Annotated in this window: 5 protein-coding genes; 3 read left to right on the top strand and 2 right to left on the bottom strand. The window is 62.4% G+C overall.

Going from position 1 to position 16,727, the window contains the following annotated elements:
• The coding region (locus QRN46_RS27710; protein ID WP_285358588.1) for an immunoglobulin-like domain-containing protein at positions 1–12,269 on the top strand (12,269 nt) is incomplete at its 5' end.
• 146 nt (positions 12,270–12,415) lie between these two features.
• A complete protein-coding gene (locus tag QRN46_RS27705; RefSeq protein ID WP_007960236.1) occupies positions 12,416–12,754 on the top strand; it encodes a hypothetical protein in 339 nt (112 codons plus the stop codon).
• A gap of 40 nt (positions 12,755–12,794) precedes the next feature.
• Here the strand turns inward: QRN46_RS27705 and lapD are convergent, their stop codons facing one another.
• Together lapD and lapG are read right to left on the bottom strand one after the other, a co-directional pair.
• Complete coding sequence (gene lapD, locus QRN46_RS27700) at positions 12,795–14,741, bottom strand: cyclic di-GMP receptor LapD (RefSeq protein WP_201818053.1); 1,947 nt, start codon at positions 14,739–14,741, stop codon at positions 12,795–12,797.
• 14 nt (positions 14,742–14,755) lie between these two features.
• On the bottom strand, positions 14,756–15,448 hold the full coding sequence (gene lapG, locus QRN46_RS27695) for a cysteine protease LapG (protein ID WP_007960234.1): 693 nt from the start codon (positions 15,446–15,448) through the stop codon (positions 14,756–14,758).
• Between the two features lie 194 nt (positions 15,449–15,642).
• On the opposite strand from lapG, the gene QRN46_RS27690 reads away from it, so the two are divergent.
• Complete coding sequence (locus QRN46_RS27690; RefSeq protein WP_011331845.1) at positions 15,643–16,353, top strand: GntR family transcriptional regulator; 711 nt, start codon at positions 15,643–15,645, stop codon at positions 16,351–16,353.
• Positions 16,354–16,727: the final 374 nt, after the last annotated feature.

Genomic DNA, 16,727 nt, shown 5'->3' with positions numbered 1-16,727 from the left:
CCGGCACCGTGACCGTTCCGGCACCAGCCGATGACGTCTACAAAGACGCCGGCAAGGTCGAAGTGACCATCAAGGATGCAACTGGCGGCAACTTCGAGAACCTGGTGCCGAGCACTGTTCCAGCCGTGACCAACGTCACCGACACCATCGACACATCGACCGTGAAACTGAGCGCCGATACGTCGGTGGCTGAGGGCGGCACCGTCACTTACACCGCCACCGTTGGCGCTCCGGTGACTGGCTCGCCGGTCACCGTGACCCTGGCCAACGGTCAGACCATCACCATCGAAGTCGGCAAGACCACCGGCACCATCACCACCACCGCGCCGAACGATGCACTCAACGGTCATACGCCGCTGAGCAACTCGATCACTGGCGTGACCGGTGGTAACTACGAAAATCTCGTCGCCGACAAAACCCCGGTCAGCACCACGGTAACCGACACCGTCGACACCACCGACCTGACACTGACCGCGACCGACAGCGTGGCCGAAGGTGGCTCAATCACCTACACCGCGACCCTGACCAACGCCGCCGGCACTCCGGTGACCGTGACCTTGAGCAACGGCGCCGTCATCACCATCGAGGCCGGTAAAACCACCGGCACCGTGACCGTCGATGCGCCGAAAGACGACGTCTACAAAGACGCCGGCAAGGTCGAGGTGACCATCAAGGATGCAACTGGCGGCAACTTCGAGAATCTGGTGCCAAGCACCGTTCCGGCCGTGACCGAAGTCACCGACACCATCGACACCACTACGGTGAAGCTCACTGCGACCGAGTCGGCGGCGGAAGGTGGCACTGTCACTTATACCGCTACCGTCGGCGCTCCGGTGACGGGTTCGCCTGTGACCGTGACCCTGGCCAATGGTCAGTCGATCACCATCGAAGTCGGTAAAACCACCGGCACCATCACCACCACTGCGCCGAACGACGCGTTGAACGGTCACACTCCGCTGACCAACGCGATCACCGGTGTGAGCGGCGGTAACTACGAAAATTTGGTGGCCGACAAGACTCCGGTCAGCACCACCGTCACCGACACTGTCGACACCACCAACCTGACTCTGAGCGCTAGCGATTCTGTGGCCGAAGGCGGTTCGATCGTCTACACCGCCACCCTGACCAACCCTGCCGGCACCCCGGTGACCGTGACGTTGAGCAACGGTGCCGTCATCACCATCGAGGCCGGTAAAACCACCGGCACCGTGACCGTCGATGCGCCGAAAGACGACGTCTACAAAGATGCCGGCAAAGTCGAAGCGACCATTTCGACTGCCACCGGTGGCAACTTCGAGAATCTGGTGCCAAGCACTGTTCCGGCTGTCACTGAAGTCACCGACACCATCGATACCACCACGGTCAAACTGACCGCGACCGAGTCGGCAGTTGAAGGCGGAACCGTTAGCTACACCGCGACCGTTGGTGCCCCGGTAACCGGTTCGCCTGTGACCGTGACCTTGGCCAACGGTCAGTCGATTACCATCGAAGTCGGCAAGACCACCGGCACCGTCACCACCACCGCACCGAACGACGTGTTGAATGGTCATGCGCCGCTGACCAACGCGATCACCAACGTAACTGGCGGTAACTACGAGAATCTGGTCGCCGACAAGACCCCGGTTTCGACTACCGTCACCGACACCGTCGACACCACCAACCTGACTCTGAGCGCCACTGACTCGGTGGCCGAGGGCGGCTCGATCGTTTACACCGCGACCCTGACCAACCCGGCCGGCACCCCGGTGACCGTGACGCTGAGCAACGGCGCCGTCATCACCATCGAGGCCGGCAAAACCACCGGCACCGTGACCGTCGATGCACCGAAAGATGACGTCTACAAAGACGCCGGCAAAGTCGAAGTCACCATCAAGGATGCAACTGGCGGCAACTTCGAGAACCTGGTGCCAAGCACCGCTCCAGCCGTCACAGAAGTCACCGACACCATCGACACCTCGACCGTCAAACTGACCGCGACCGAATCAGCTGCTGAAGGCGGCACCGTCACCTACACCGCGACCGTTGGTGCCCCGGTAACCGGTTCGCCTGTGACCGTGACCCTGGCCAATGGTCAGTCGATCACCATCGAAGTCGGCAAGACCACCGGCACCGTGACCACCACCGCACCGAACGACGCGCTGAACGGTCACACCCCGCTGACCAATTCGATCACTGACGTGTCTGGCGGTAATTACGAAAACCTCGTGGCCGACAAGACGCCGGTCAGCACCACCGTGACCGACACCGTCGACACCACCAACCTGACCCTGAGCGCCACGCCGGCAGTCAACGAAGGTGGCCAGATCACCTACACCGCGACCCTGACCAACGCCGCCGGCACTCCGGTCACTGTGACCTTGAGCAACGGCGCCGTCATCACCATCGAGGCCGGTAAAACCACCGGCACCGTGACCGTCGATGCGCCGAAAGACGACGTCTACAAAGACGCCGGCAAAGTCGAGACGACCATTTCGACCACCACCGGTGGCAACTTCGAAAACCTGGTCACCAGCACCGCCCCGGCGGTCACCACCGTCAATGACACCATCGACACGTCCACCGTGTCGCTGACCGCCACCGCCAACGTCGCCGAAGGCGAAACCGTGGTCTACACCGCAACCGTGACCGCGCCAGTAACCGGCTCGCCGGTCGTCGTGACCCTGTCCAACGGCCAGACCATCACCATCGCCGTCGGCGAAACCACCGGCACCGTGAACTTCGTCGCGCCGAACAGCCCGCTGGCGGGCGGCAGCTCGCTGAGCGTGACCATCGACAAGGCCACCGGCGGCAACTACGAAAACCTGGCGGTCGACAGCAAACCGGCAAATACCTCGGTGTCGGACACTGTCGACACCACCAACCTGAACCTGACGGCCACCGATTCGGTGGCCGAGGGTGGTTCGATCACCTACACAGCGACCCTGACCAACCCGGCGGGTACGCCGGTGACCGTGACCCTGTCGAACGGTGCCGTCATCACCATCGAGGCCGGCAAAACCACTGGCACCGTGACCGTCGACGCGCCGAAAGACGACGTCTACAAAGACGCCGGCAAAGTCGAGGCAACCATTTCGACCGCCACTGGCGGTGGTTTCGAGAACCTGGTGCCGAGCACTGTTCCGGCCGTGACCAACGTCACCGACACCATCGACACCACCACGGTGAAACTGACCGCGACCGAGTCGGCGGCGGAAGGCGGCACCGTTACTTACACCGCTACCGTCGGTGCGCCTGTCACCGGTTCGCCTGTGACCGTGACCCTGGCCAATGGTCAGTCGATCACCATCGAGGTGGGCAAAACCACCGGCACTGTGACCACCACTGCGCCGAACGATGCGCTGAACGGTCACACCCCGCTGACCAATTCGATCACTGGTGTGTCTGGCGGTAATTACGAAAACCTCGTGGCCGACAAGACCCCGGTTTCGACTACCGTCACTGATACCGTCGACACCACCAACCTGACCCTGAGCGCCACTGGCTCTGTGGCCGAGGGCGGTTCGATCGTCTACACCGCGACCCTGACCAACCCGGCCGGCACGCCGGTCACCGTGACCCTGTCGAACGGTGCCGTCATCACTATCGAAGCCGGCAAAACCATCGGCACCGTGACCGTTCCAGCACCTGCCGATGACGTTTACAAGGACGCCGGCAAAGTCGAAGTCACCATCAAGGATGCAACCGGTGGCAACTTCGAGAACCTCGTTCCGAGCACCGTTCCAGCCGTAACAGAAGTCACCGACACCATCGACACGACGACCGTGAAGCTGACCGCTTCCGAAACGGCCGCTGAAGGTGGCACCGTCACTTACACCGCGACTGTTGGCGCACCGGTGACCGGTTCGCCTGTGACCGTGACCCTGGCCAACGGTCAGCAAATCACCATCGAGGTGGGTAAAACCACCGGCACCGTGACCACCACTGCACCGAACGATGTGCTGAACGACCATGCGCCACTGACCAACGCGATCACTGGCGTGAGCGGTGGCAACTACGAAAACCTCGTCGCCGACAAGACGCCGGTCAGCACCATCGTGACCGACACCGTCGACACCACCAATCTGTCGCTGACCGCGACGGGCACCGTGGCCGAAGGTGGCTCGATCACCTACACCGCCACCCTGACCAATCCTGCCGGCACTCCGCTGACCGTGACCCTGTCGAACGGCGCCGTGATCACCATCGAGGCCGGTAAAACCATCGGCACGGTGACCGTTCCAGCACCTGCCGATGACGTCTACAAGGACGCCGGAAAAGTCGAAGTCACCATCAAGGATGCAACCGGTGGCAATTTCGAGAACCTGGTGCCAAGCACCATTCCAGCCGTAACGGAAGTCACCGACACCGTCGACACGACGACCGTGAAGCTGACCGCTTCCGAAACGGCCGCTGAAGGTGGCACCGTCACTTACACCGCGACTGTTGGCGCACCGGTGACCGGTTCGCCTGTGACCGTGACCCTGGCCAACGGTCAGCAAATCACCATCGAGGTGGGTAAAACCACCGGCACCGTGACCACCACGGCACCGAACGATGTGCTGAACGACCATGCACCACTGACCAACGCGATTACCGACGTCAGCGGCGGCAACTACGAGAATCTGGTCGCCGACAAGACTCCGGTGTCGACCACCATCACCGACACCATCGACACCACCAATCTGTCGCTGACCGCGACCGGGACCGTGGCCGAAGGTGGTTCGATCGTCTACACCGCGACCCTGACCAACCCGGCGGGCACGCCGGTGACCGTGACCTTGTCCAACGGCTCGGTGATCACAATCGAGGCCGGCAAAACCACCGGCACCGTGACCGTTCCTGCGCCAGCCGACGACGTCTACAAGGACGCCGGCACCGTGGAGGCGACAATCAAATCCGCGACCGGTGGCAACTTCGAAAACCTGGTGACCAGCACTACGCCAGCCGTAACCAATGTCACCGACACCATCGACACCACCACGGTCAAACTGACCGCGACCGAGTCGGCGGCTGAAGGCGGCACTGTCACTTACACCGCCACCGTGGGCGCGCCTGTGACCGGCTCGCCAGTGACCGTAAACCTGGCCAACGGTCAGTCGATCACCATCGAAGTCGGCAAGACCACTGGCACTGTCACTACCACCGCACCGAACGATGCGCTGACCGGCCACGCGCCGTTGACCAACGCGATCACCGGCGTGACGGGCGGCAACTACGAAAATCTCGTGGCTGACAAAACGCCGGTCTCGACCACCGTCACCGACACGGTCGACACCACCAACCTGACCCTCAGCGCCACCAATTCGGTTGCCGAGGGCGGTTCGATCATCTACACCGCGACCCTGACCAACGCCGCTGGCTCGCCAGTGACCGTGACCCTGTCGAACGGCGCCGTGATCACCATCGAGGCCGGCAAAACCACTGGCACCGTGACCGTTCCTGCGCCAGCCGATGACGTCTACAAGGACGCCGGCAACGTGCAGGCCACGATCACCAATGCCACCGGTGGCAACTTCGAAAATCTGGTCCCGAGCACTGTTCCTGCCGTGACCCAGGTCACCGATACCATCGACACCATCACGGTGAAACTTACCGCCACCGAGTCGGCGGCTGAAGGCGGCACTGTCACTTACACCGCCACCGTGGGCGCACCGGTGACTGGCTCTCCGGTAATCGTGAATCTGGCCAACGGTCAGTCGATCACCATCGAAGTGGGTAAAACCACCGGCACCGTGACGACCACCGCGCCTAATGACGTGTTGAATGGTCATGCACCACTGACCAACGCGATCACAGGCGTGACGGGCGGCAACTACGAAAATCTGGTGGCCGACAAGACGCCGGTCAGCACGACCGTGACCGACACCGTCGACACCACCAACCTGTCGCTGAGCGCGACTGGCACCGTGGCTGAAGGTGGCTCGATCACCTACACCGCGACCCTGACCAACGCTGCGGGCACCCCGGTGACCGTGACCTTGAGCAATGGCGCCGTGATCATCATCGAGGCCGGTAAAACCACCGGCACCGTGACCGTTGCCGCGCCAGCCGATGACGTCTACAAAGACGCAGGCAATGTGCAGGCCACGATCACCAACGCGACTGGCGGCAACTTCGAAAACCTGGTGACCAGCACCACGCCAGCGGTGACCAGCGTCACCGATACCATCGACACCACCACGGTGAAGCTGACCGCAACCGCGACAGCGGCCGAGGGCGGCACCGTCACCTACACCGCGACCGTGGGTGCACCGGTGACCGGTTCGCCTGTGACCGTGAACCTGTCGAACGGCCAGTCGATCACCATCGAAGTCGGCAAAACCACCGGCACCGTGACCACCACCGCGCCGAACGACGTGTTGACCGGTCATGCACCGCTGACCAACGCCATCACCGGCGTAAGCGGCGGCAACTACGAAAATCTGGTGGCTGATAAAACCCCGGTTTCGACCACTGTCACCGATACCGTCGACACCACCAACCTGTCGCTCAGCGCGACCGGTACCGTGGCCGAAGGCGGCTCGATCACCTACACCGCGACCCTGACCAACGCCGCTGGCTCGCCAGTGACCGTGACCTTGTCCAACGGCGCCGTGATCACCATCGAAGCCGGCAAAACCACCGGCACCGTGACCGTTCCTGCGCCAGCCGATGACGTCTACAAGGATGCCGGCAACGTACAGGCCACGATCACCAACGCCACCGGTGGCAACTTCGAGAACCTGGTCACCAGCACCACGCCAGCGGTAACCAGCGTCACCGACACCATCGACACCACTACCGTGAAGCTGACCGCAACTGAGACGGCGGCCGAGGGTGGCAACGTTGTCTACACCGCCACTGTTGGCGCTCCGGTGACTGGCTCGCCAGTGACGGTAACCCTGTCGAATGGTCAATCGATCACCATCGAAGTCGGCAAGACCAGCGGCACCGTGACCACCACCGCGCCTAACGACGTGTTGAATGGTCATGCACCACTGACCAACGCGATCACCGGCGTGAGCGGCGGTAACTACGAGAATCTGGTGGCCGACAAGACCCCGGTCAGCACCACCGTGACCGACACGGTCGACACTACCAACCTGTCCCTGAGCGCCACCAACTCGGTCGCCGAGGGTGGTTCGATCACTTACACCGCAACCCTGACCAATGCTGCGGGCACTCCGGTGACCGTGACCTTGAGCAACGGCGCCGTGATCACCATCGAAGCGGGCAAAACCACCGGCACCGTAACCGTTCCTGCGCCAGCCGATGACGTCTACAAAGACGCCGGCAATGTGCAAGCCACGATCACCAACGCCACGGGCGGCAACTTCGAAAACCTGGTGACCAGCACCACGCCAGCAGTGACCAGCGTTACTGACACCATCGACACCACCACCGTGAAGCTGACCGCAACCGCAACAGCGGCCGAGGGCGGCACCGTCACCTACACCGCCACCGTGGGCGCACCGGTGACTGGCTCTCCGGTAATCGTGAATCTGGCCAACGGTCAGTCGATCACCATCGAAGTGGGTAAAACCACCGGCACCGTGACCACCATCGCGCCGAACGATGCGTTGACCGGCCAGGCACCGCTGACCAACTCGATCACCAACGTTTCTGGCGGCAACTACGAAAACCTCGTGGCCGACAAGACGCCGGTCTCGACCACCGTCACCGACACCGTCGACACCACCAACCTGTCCCTCAGCGCGACCGGCACCGTGGCCGAGGGTGGCTCGATCACCTACACCGCGACCCTGACCAACGCTGCTGGCTCGCCAGTCACCGTGACCTTGTCGAACGGTGCAGTCATCACTATCGAAGCCGGTAAAACCACTGGCACCGTGACCGTTCCTGCACCAGCCGATGACGTCTACAAAGACGCCGGCAACGTGCAGGCCACGATCAAATCCGCCACCGGTGGCAACTTCGAAAACCTGGTGACCAGCACCACGCCAGCCGTAACCAGCGTTACCGACACCATCGACACCACCACCGTGAAGCTGACCGCAACCACGACCGCGGCCGAAGGTGGCACCGTCACCTACACCGCTACCGTGGGTGCGCCGGTGACGGGCTCGCCAGTAACCGTGAATCTGGCCAACGGTCAGTCGATCACCATCGAAGTCGGCAAGACCACCGGCACCGTGACCACCACCGCGCCGAACGACGCGTTGACCGGCCACACACCGCTGACCAACTCGATCACCAACGTGACTGGCGGCAACTATGAAAACCTCGTGGCCGACAAGACGCCGGTCAGCACCACCGTCACCGACACCATCGACACCACCAACCTGTCCCTCAGCGCGACCGGCACAGTGGCCGAGGGTGGCTCGATCACCTACACCGCGACCCTGACCAACGCCGCTGGCTCGCCAGTGACCGTAACCTTGTCGAACGGCGCCGTGATCACCATCGACGCCGGTAAAACCACCGGCACCGTGACCGTTCCTGCGCCAGCTGACGACGTCTACAAGGACGCCGGCAACGTACAGGCCACGATCACCAATGCCACGGGCGGCAATTTCGAAAACCTGGTCACCAGCACCACGCCAGCCGTGACCAGCGTCACCGACACCATCGACACCACCACTGTCAGCATCACCGGCAGCACCTCGGTAACCGAAGGCCAGACCGCCAGCTACACCGTCAGCCTGACCCATCCGGCGCAGACCGAAGTGACCCTGAAAATCGTCTACAGCGGCACCGCCGCCGACGGTTCGGACTTCACCGGCGTGTACACCGTGAAGATCCCGGCGGGTGCCAGCAGTGCGCAGTTCAACGTCGCCACCATCGATGACAAGATCACCGAAGGCACCGAGAACTTCGTGGTCAAGATCGACTCGGCAACCGGTGGCAACTTCGAAAACCTGGCGGTCAGCAGCACCAATGGCAGCGTCAGCACCTCGATCATCGACAACGATGCGCCACCGGTCATCGACCTCGACGCCAACAACTCCAGCGGTGCAACGGGTGCCGACTACAAGGTGACCTTCACCGAGGGCACAACAGGTCCAGGCGTGTCGATTGCCGACACCGACATCAAGATCACCGACCCGGACAGCACCATGCTGACCGGCGCCACCATCGTGCTGACCAACCGTCAGGACGGCGATGCGCTGAACCTGGGCAACAGCGTCAACGGCATCACCATCAATGCCAACAGCACCAACGGCACCGTCACCCTGACCCTGTCGGGCAACGCGACGCTGGCCGACTACATGCAGGCGATCAAGAACATCAGCTTCACCAACAGCAGTGAAGACCCGAGCACCGTGCCACGGATCATCACCGTGACCGTGACCGATGGCGGCAACTACTCCAATACCGCGACCACCACGGTCAACGTGGTGGCGGTCAACGACGCGCCGGTCGCTGCACCGGTCAACGTCACCGGCACCGAAGACACCCCGCTGATCCTCGGCTGGTCGACCTTCGGCGTCAGCGACGTCGACAGCCCGGCCAGCAGCCTGGGCGTAAAAATCACTCAACTGCCGGGCGAAGGCAAACTGCAATACCTGGACGGTTCGACCTGGAAAGATGTCGCCAACAACCAGACTTTCAGCAAGGCCGACATCGACGCCGGCAAGCTGCGCTTCGTGCCGGATGCCAACGAGTCGGGTGTGAACGGTTACGGTGGCACTGCCGTTGGTAACAATCAGGCCGACTACGCGCAGATCAAATTCCAGCCAACCGACGGCCAGTTGCTGGGCAATACCGGCACCATCAAGATCGATATCACGCCGGTGGCGGATGCACCGACCCTGTCGGTCGCCGACAACAGCGTGAAGTCCACCGGGCTGATCAAGGAAGTCTGGACCGGTCTGTCGGGCCTGGGCACTGACGGCAGCGGCGCCAACTCGACCACCCTGAAAAACGTGATCGACGGTGCCGGCAAGCCGAACACCAGCGGTACCGTGAACAACGTGCAGTCCGACGGCAGCGTAACCGCCGGCACTGCGTCGAAAACCTCGGGCCTGATTTATCTGGAAGCCGGCAAGACCTACACCTTCAGCGGCACCGGTGATGACAGCCTGCTGGTGACCATCGGCGGCAAGAGCGTGGCGTCCACGACGTGGGGCGCGGGCGGCAACCTCAACGGTTCGTTCACCCCGACCACCAGCGGCTACTACACCCTGGACATCTACCACCACAACCAGAGCGGCCCGGGCAGCTACGACGTCAACCTGTCGGTCAACGGCAGCACGCCGATCGACCTGAGCAGTGCCGGTGTGCCGATCTACACCGGCGTGCAGGATCTGGTGAATGCCGGCGTGACCGTCTCCGATCTGCACGGCAGCAACGGCGAAGGCTATTACGACGGCTACAAGCTCAACACCGGCGCCGAAGGCACCACGGTGAAACTGTCGTCGATCAGCACCGCGCTAACCGACACCGACGGCTCGGAAACCCTGAGCATCAAGATCAGCGGTGCGCCGGTCGGCTCGGTGCTCAGCGACGGCGCAGGCCACAGCTTCACCGTGACCGCCACCAGCAGCGACGCCAACGTCACCGGCTGGAACCTCGGCACCCTGACCGTGACCCCGCCGACCTACTACAACGGCCAGTTCAACCTGACCGTGACCTCGACCTCCACCGAGCAGGTAGGCGGCTCGGCCAGCACCACAGCGACCATCCCGGTCACCGTGGTGCCGGCGGTCTACAACTCGATTGTCGCCACCTCGGCCGATGACACCGTCACCGGCACCGACGGCAACGACATCATGGTCGCCGACATCGGCGGCCTGACCGTGGTGCCGGGCACCAACTACAACATCGCGTTCATGGTCGACAGCTCGGGCAGCATGAGCGCCTCGTCGATCAACGCCGCCAAGGACTCGCTGACGTCGGTGTTCAACACCCTCAAGCAGAGCCTGGGCGGCAGCAACTCGGGGACGGTGAACATCTTCCTGGTGGACTTCGATACCCAGGTCAACAAGTCCGTATCGGTGAACCTCAACGACCCGAACGCACTGACCTTGCTCAAGGCCGTGCTGGACTCGATGGCGTCCGGCGGCGGCACCAACTACGAGGACGTGTTCAAGGCCACCGCGAACTTCTTCCAGAGCGCTGAAGCGGTGGCCAACACCGGGGCGAAGAACCTCACGTACTTCATCACCGACGGCCAGCCGACCTATTACCAGAGCAACGAGCAGACCAACCCGACGCTGTACGGCAACGTGAAGCTCGACGACGTGGTGAAAACCAGCAACTACAAGCTGGGCAGCAGCTTCGCCACCTACATCGACAGCACTCACTACCTGAGCATCAGCACCTCCGGTGAAGTGGTGCTGCAGACGCTCAAGAACAACAACTGGAGCTGGAACAGCCTGGGCACCATCCACGCCCAGGGCGACGGCACCTACGAGATCTCAAGCCTGGCGGGCAGCGGCAACAGCACCTCGTCGAACACCACCGACAACTCCGCCGCCGGCTTCGCACTGCTGAGCGGTCTGTCGAACGTCGAAGCGATCGGCCTGAACAACGGCGTCAGCCTCAACGACCTGAAACCGTACGATTCGGACAAGACGCCACAGACCAACATCGATCCGAAGGACCTGGCCAACTCGATCATCGGTCACACCGAAGCGACGATGCCGGGCAACGACACCGTCAGCGGTGGCGACGGCAACGACATCCTGTTCGGCGACCTGGTGAGCTTCAACGGCATTGCCGGCGAGGGTTATCAGGCGATGCAGGCGTTCGTGGCCAAGGAAACCGGGGTCGACGTCAGCAAGGTCACCACCAGCAACGTGCACCAGTACATCACCGAGCACTATCAGGCGTTCGATGTGTCCGGTGCCCACGACGGCAACGACACGCTGCTGGGCGGCGCGGGCAATGACATCCTGTTCGGCTCGGGCGGCAACGACCTGCTCGACGGCGGCAAGGGCAATGACATCCTGCTCGGCGGCACCGGCAACGACACGCTGATCGGCGGTCAGGGCAACGACATCCTGATCGGTGGTTCCGGTGCGGACACCTTCGTCTGGAAGGCGGGCGACACCGGCAACGACGTGATCAAGGACTTCAAGGCCAGCGAAGGCGACCGCATCGACCTGCGCGACCTGTTGCAGGGCGAGACCGGCAGCACCATCGACAACTTCCTGAAGATCACCACGGTCGACGGCGTGTCGTCGCTGCAAGTCAGCTCGGGCGGCAAGTTCAACTCAGGCGATGCGGCAGCCGCGACACCGGACGTGACGATCAAACTGGAAGGCAACAACTGGTCGAGTGCCAACATTCATAACCTGATTGCCGGCAGCGATCCGACCATCAAGGTCGACCACAACAACAGCTGATGCGTGAACAACGACCGCCCCACCGGGGCGGTCGTCACGTTTGCGGCACTTGAACCGGTGACGATTGCGTCGGCGCACCGCATACTCGTGCGCAGTTGGCTATGCTGCTGACAGCATGACGCTGGTCCATTTCCGAGGGATGCTCAATGTTTTACGTGCAACGCGATGCGCAGGGTCAGTTGATTCGCGTGGAAGCTGCGGCCTACGCCGAGGCCACGGAAACGCTGCCGGCCGACCACCACGAAATCCAGGCCTGGTACGCCAACGAAGCCGTGGAGAACAGCCTCAAACAGCTCAAGCAGAGCGACCTGGAAATGATCCGGGTACTCGATGACCTGATTCAGGTGCTGACCAGCAAAGGCGTGATCCGCGTCACCGACCTGCCGCCGGCGGCCCAGGCCAAGCTGATGGACCGGACCCAGGCGCGGGAAGCGCTGGGCGGGTTGAGCCAGTTGATCGATGAGGATGAGGGCGGGTTGATCTGATCCGTTGGATCTTTCCCACGCGGAGCGTGGGAAAGATCAGTCAGCCCCAGGGTTTTGGCTCACCGAACAGCTGCCCCTGAACCCCATACAACCCCATCTCGCGAATCACCGACAATTCCCCTTCCGTCTCGACCCGTTCGGCAATCAACGGCAGATCGATGCTGTGCGCCGCACGCTGGATCGCTTCGATGAACAGCCGCTTGTCGCTTTCCTGATCGATCGCCCGGATGTAGCTGCCATCGATCTTCAGGTACGCCAGCCCCAGCCGCGCCAGGTTGCCGATCATGCTGAAGCGTCCGCCGAAGCGCTGCAGGCTCAGGGAGAAACCGAGCTCGCGCAGGCGCCGGGTCAGCTGTTCCAGCACCGCTTGCTCCGGCAATTGTTCCTCGCCGATTTCCAGGGTCAGGCGTGCTCCGAGGTTGGAATGCGCCCGCAGAATCTCGAACACTTTGTTCAACGCCTGCGGATCGGCCAGGGTCGCCGAGGACAGGTTCAGCGCCAAAGATTCTTCATGTCCGGCCATCTGCTCCAGCACCCGCTCGAGCATCAACCGGTCCAGTCGCGCGGTCCAGCCGAAGCGCTCCAGCCAGGGCAGGAAGCGCCCGGCGGGAATGGTCTGACCCTGCTCGTCGAGCAAGCGCGACAGCACCTTGTAATGCAGCACCAGTTGCGTGTCCTGCGCCGCCACCACCGGCTGGAAGAACAGCTCGAAACGCCGCTGATTCAACGCCTGATCGAGCAGGCGATGCCAGGCGTGGTGATCGTCACCGACGTCTGCCACCAGGCTCTGATCGAGGCACGCCCAGTTCTGCTCGCCCTGCCCTTCGGCCTGGGCCAGCGCCTGATCGCCGAGGCTGAGGACCGCTTGCGGCGAATCGCCGTGAGCGAACGGTGCCAGGCCGATAGAAGCCACGGCGGCCACGTCGGTGGCACCCGTCGCGTGCAGGCTGCTCAGGGCACTGTCGAGACTCTGCGCCAGTTGCAGCGCCTCTTCGCGGGTCAGCCCCGGCGCCAGCACGGCGAATTCACCACCGCGAATTCGGGTGACGAGGTTCTGGGTTTCCGGATATTTGGCGCACTCGCGGGACAGTTGCTCGCCGACCGCTTTCAACAATTCATCGGTGCGCTGACCGCCAAGGCGCTGGTTCAGCCCGGCCAGGTCCTTGACCCGCAACAGCAGCAGATAACCGGAACTGGCCTGCTCCGGGTTGCTCACCCGCGCATTCAGCTGCATCTCGAAATAACGCCGGTTGGCCAACCCGGTGAGGTTGTCCTGGTAGGACTCGGTGCGCAGTTTTTCACTGCGCTCGGCCTGCTCCTGGAATAGTGCCTTGAGCTTCTCGACCATCTGGTTCATCGCCAGCACTACGCGGCGCAATTCAGGCGTGCGCGGCAGGTCCGGCAGACTCAGGAACTCACGACGAGCGATGGCGTGGGATTGCTTGACCATGTAATCGAGCGGCTTCAATTGCCGACGCAACAACAACGCGCCCAGCACCGCACTCACCGCGCCGCAGACCAGCAACCAGCCCAGACTGCCCAGTGCGCTCTGCCAGAGCTTGGCCAGGGCGAACATCGGGTGGCTGACTACCTCGACCCGTGCCGCCTGCTCCCAGCCACGGCTGACCAGCGCATCGCCACCGGCCGGCTCCAGGCCGATCAGTTTGACGAACCAGTCGGGCACGTTGGTGACCGCCGGAATGCCGTTGCGCTCGACGATGGTCTGGTCGGTCTTCAGATCGACCACGCGGATGCTCGAGTAATAACCGCTGTCGAAGATCGAACTGACCAGCAGCTCGACCATCGCCGGGTCATCGATGTTCGGCGTCAACGACAGCGCCAGCGCCGTGGCCGCATCCTGGGCGTGGGAGCGCAACTGGTTGACGTACTGGGTACGCGAGCTCTCCAGACTGACCATGAAGCTGCCGGCGAAGGCGACCACCAGGAACAGACAGATAGCGATCAACAGCTGTTTGAACAAAGACATCTGAGCGCGTGCTCCTAGTTAGTCGTCTCGACCGGAAATCCTTCGGCCTGCATTTTCTTCAACACATCCTGCCAGCGTGACAGGCGTTTGGTGTCACCGACCTTCTTGTTGCCCTTCGCTCCCGGCAGGTACAAACCTTCGGCATTGAAAGAGTAGACCGGCAGCAAATCGGTTCGCTCGGCGGCCGGCTTGATCGGGTCGATCAGGCTGTCGAGCACCAGCGGCATGGCGTCAGGGCTGGAATAGTAAGTCAGGACCATGTGCGCGCGGTTCTGGCGCAGGGCCTTTACGTAGGTGATGCGCAACTTGTCACTGGCCACACCGAGGTGGCGCAGGCTGAAATACTTGGCGATCGCGTAGTCTTCGCAGTCGCCGGCGCCTTTCCACAAGGCTTCGATGGGGGTTTCCCAATAATCGACCTCGTGCCACAGATCGATGTCTTCGACGTAGCGCATCTGTTTGTTGAAAAACAGGTTAACCACCTTGAGCTTTTCCATCTCGCTGACCTGCTTCTGTGTGGCCAGCAGATTCTGCCAGGCATCGATCCGCTGTTGCCCGGCACCCAACGGCCCGTACAGTGCCGTGGCCTTGCGGCTGATCGCGGAAAAATCCCAATCGGCATGCAGGCCGCCCAGCATGATGCCGGCCAGCAGCAGCGCGCAGGCAAGCCAGCGCGCAATCCGTGGGATTGCGAAACGTACCGCCAATGCAAGGCATCCAGGGCAGAGAAGAAAGCGCTTGATGGTGAAGGTTAGCCCAGCAAAAAACAATGGCACCCTGAGATCATCGCTGGCGCGCTAAACTTCAGATGTGACAGGGTTCTTCTACACGGTTTGACAACCTGTAGAGCAATCACTAGTGTCCTTTGGATCCAAATATCGCAGTCATAGGGTGTGCAGTTGTGACCCAGAAGCCCAAGCCACTCCACAGCATCAAAGTCGACGGCCCGATTCCCGCGCATCTGGCACGCTCGGTCATCGAAGAAACCCTGCGCGCCGCGATTCTCGACGGGCGCCTGCCCTGCGGCACCGCCGTGCGCCAGCAGGATCTGGCCGATCTGTTCGGCGTCAGCCGCATGCCGGTACGCGAAGCCTTGCGTCAACTCGAAGCCCAGGGCCTGCTCAACGTGATTGCCCACAAAGGCGCGGTGGTGGCGCCGCTGATCCAGGGCGATGCAACGGAAACCTACGAGCTGCGCATCCTGCTGGAGTCCGAAGCGCTGCGCCAGTCGATCCCGCTGCTGTCCCCGGCCGATCACGAACGCGCGGCCGGCTACATCGAAGAGCTGGAAATCGAACACGACTACACCGAAATCGGTCGGCTCAACCGTCTGTTTCACATGGCACTCTACAGCAAGGCGCCCAATGGCCGGCTGTTGCGGCTGGTGGAAGACGGCTTGAATGAGGAAGAACGCTTCCTGCGCTTCAACCTCGAGGCCATGGGCCTGGGCAAGCTCTCCCAGGACGATCACCGCGCGTTGTTGCAGGCGGTGAAAGAGCGTGACACACCGCACGCCGTGACACTGCTGGAGCAGCACCTCAATCGCGGTGTCGAGGTGATCACCCGTTACCTGGCCAGCTCCGCCGGCCAAAGCCGCAAAGCGGCGCGCTGAATCCTCCCTCCCGGGTGAGCCTCCACTCACCCGGCGAATAACCCGCTTACAAATCCCCCCACCGGTCACGGTCATTTGCCGTGGCACATCGACGCCTGCGCTCTAACCTCCCCCCTGCTTTGAACAGCCCGGAATTTGCACCGCAAGGAAGTCATTTTCGACGATAGCCGCGGCGCCGATTTACGCGCACCCTTGGATCGCCAACCCAATATAGAACGGGGACGCGCCGCCCCGGCAGCAGTCCCCGCACCAGGAACCTACGGAAGGAGCCTTGTCACGGGAACAGGAAGAAACGGCGCCGTTACAGCCCGACTTCATCCCCTCATATTCATTCAAATACTCAATTGGAAAGTTGCTTCGAGTGAGGCATTCAC

Origin of the sequence: Pseudomonas sp. lyk4-R2A-10, assembly GCF_030209075.1 — a bacterium.
Classification (GTDB): domain Bacteria; phylum Pseudomonadota; class Gammaproteobacteria; order Pseudomonadales; family Pseudomonadaceae; genus Aquipseudomonas; species Aquipseudomonas glycinae.
The sequence above is the reverse complement of the archived record's forward strand: the minus strand, read 5'-3'. Positions and strand labels throughout refer to the sequence as shown.

Bases quoted from the DNA above. Each gene is read 5' to 3' on its own strand.
- QRN46_RS27705 (WP_007960236.1), top strand. From the start codon at position 12,416: ATGTTTTACGTGCAACGCGATGCGCAGGGTCAGTTGATTCGCGTGGAA.
- lapD (WP_201818053.1), bottom strand. From the start codon at position 14,741: ATGTCTTTGTTCAAACAGCTGTTGATCGCTATCTGTCTGTTCCTGGTG.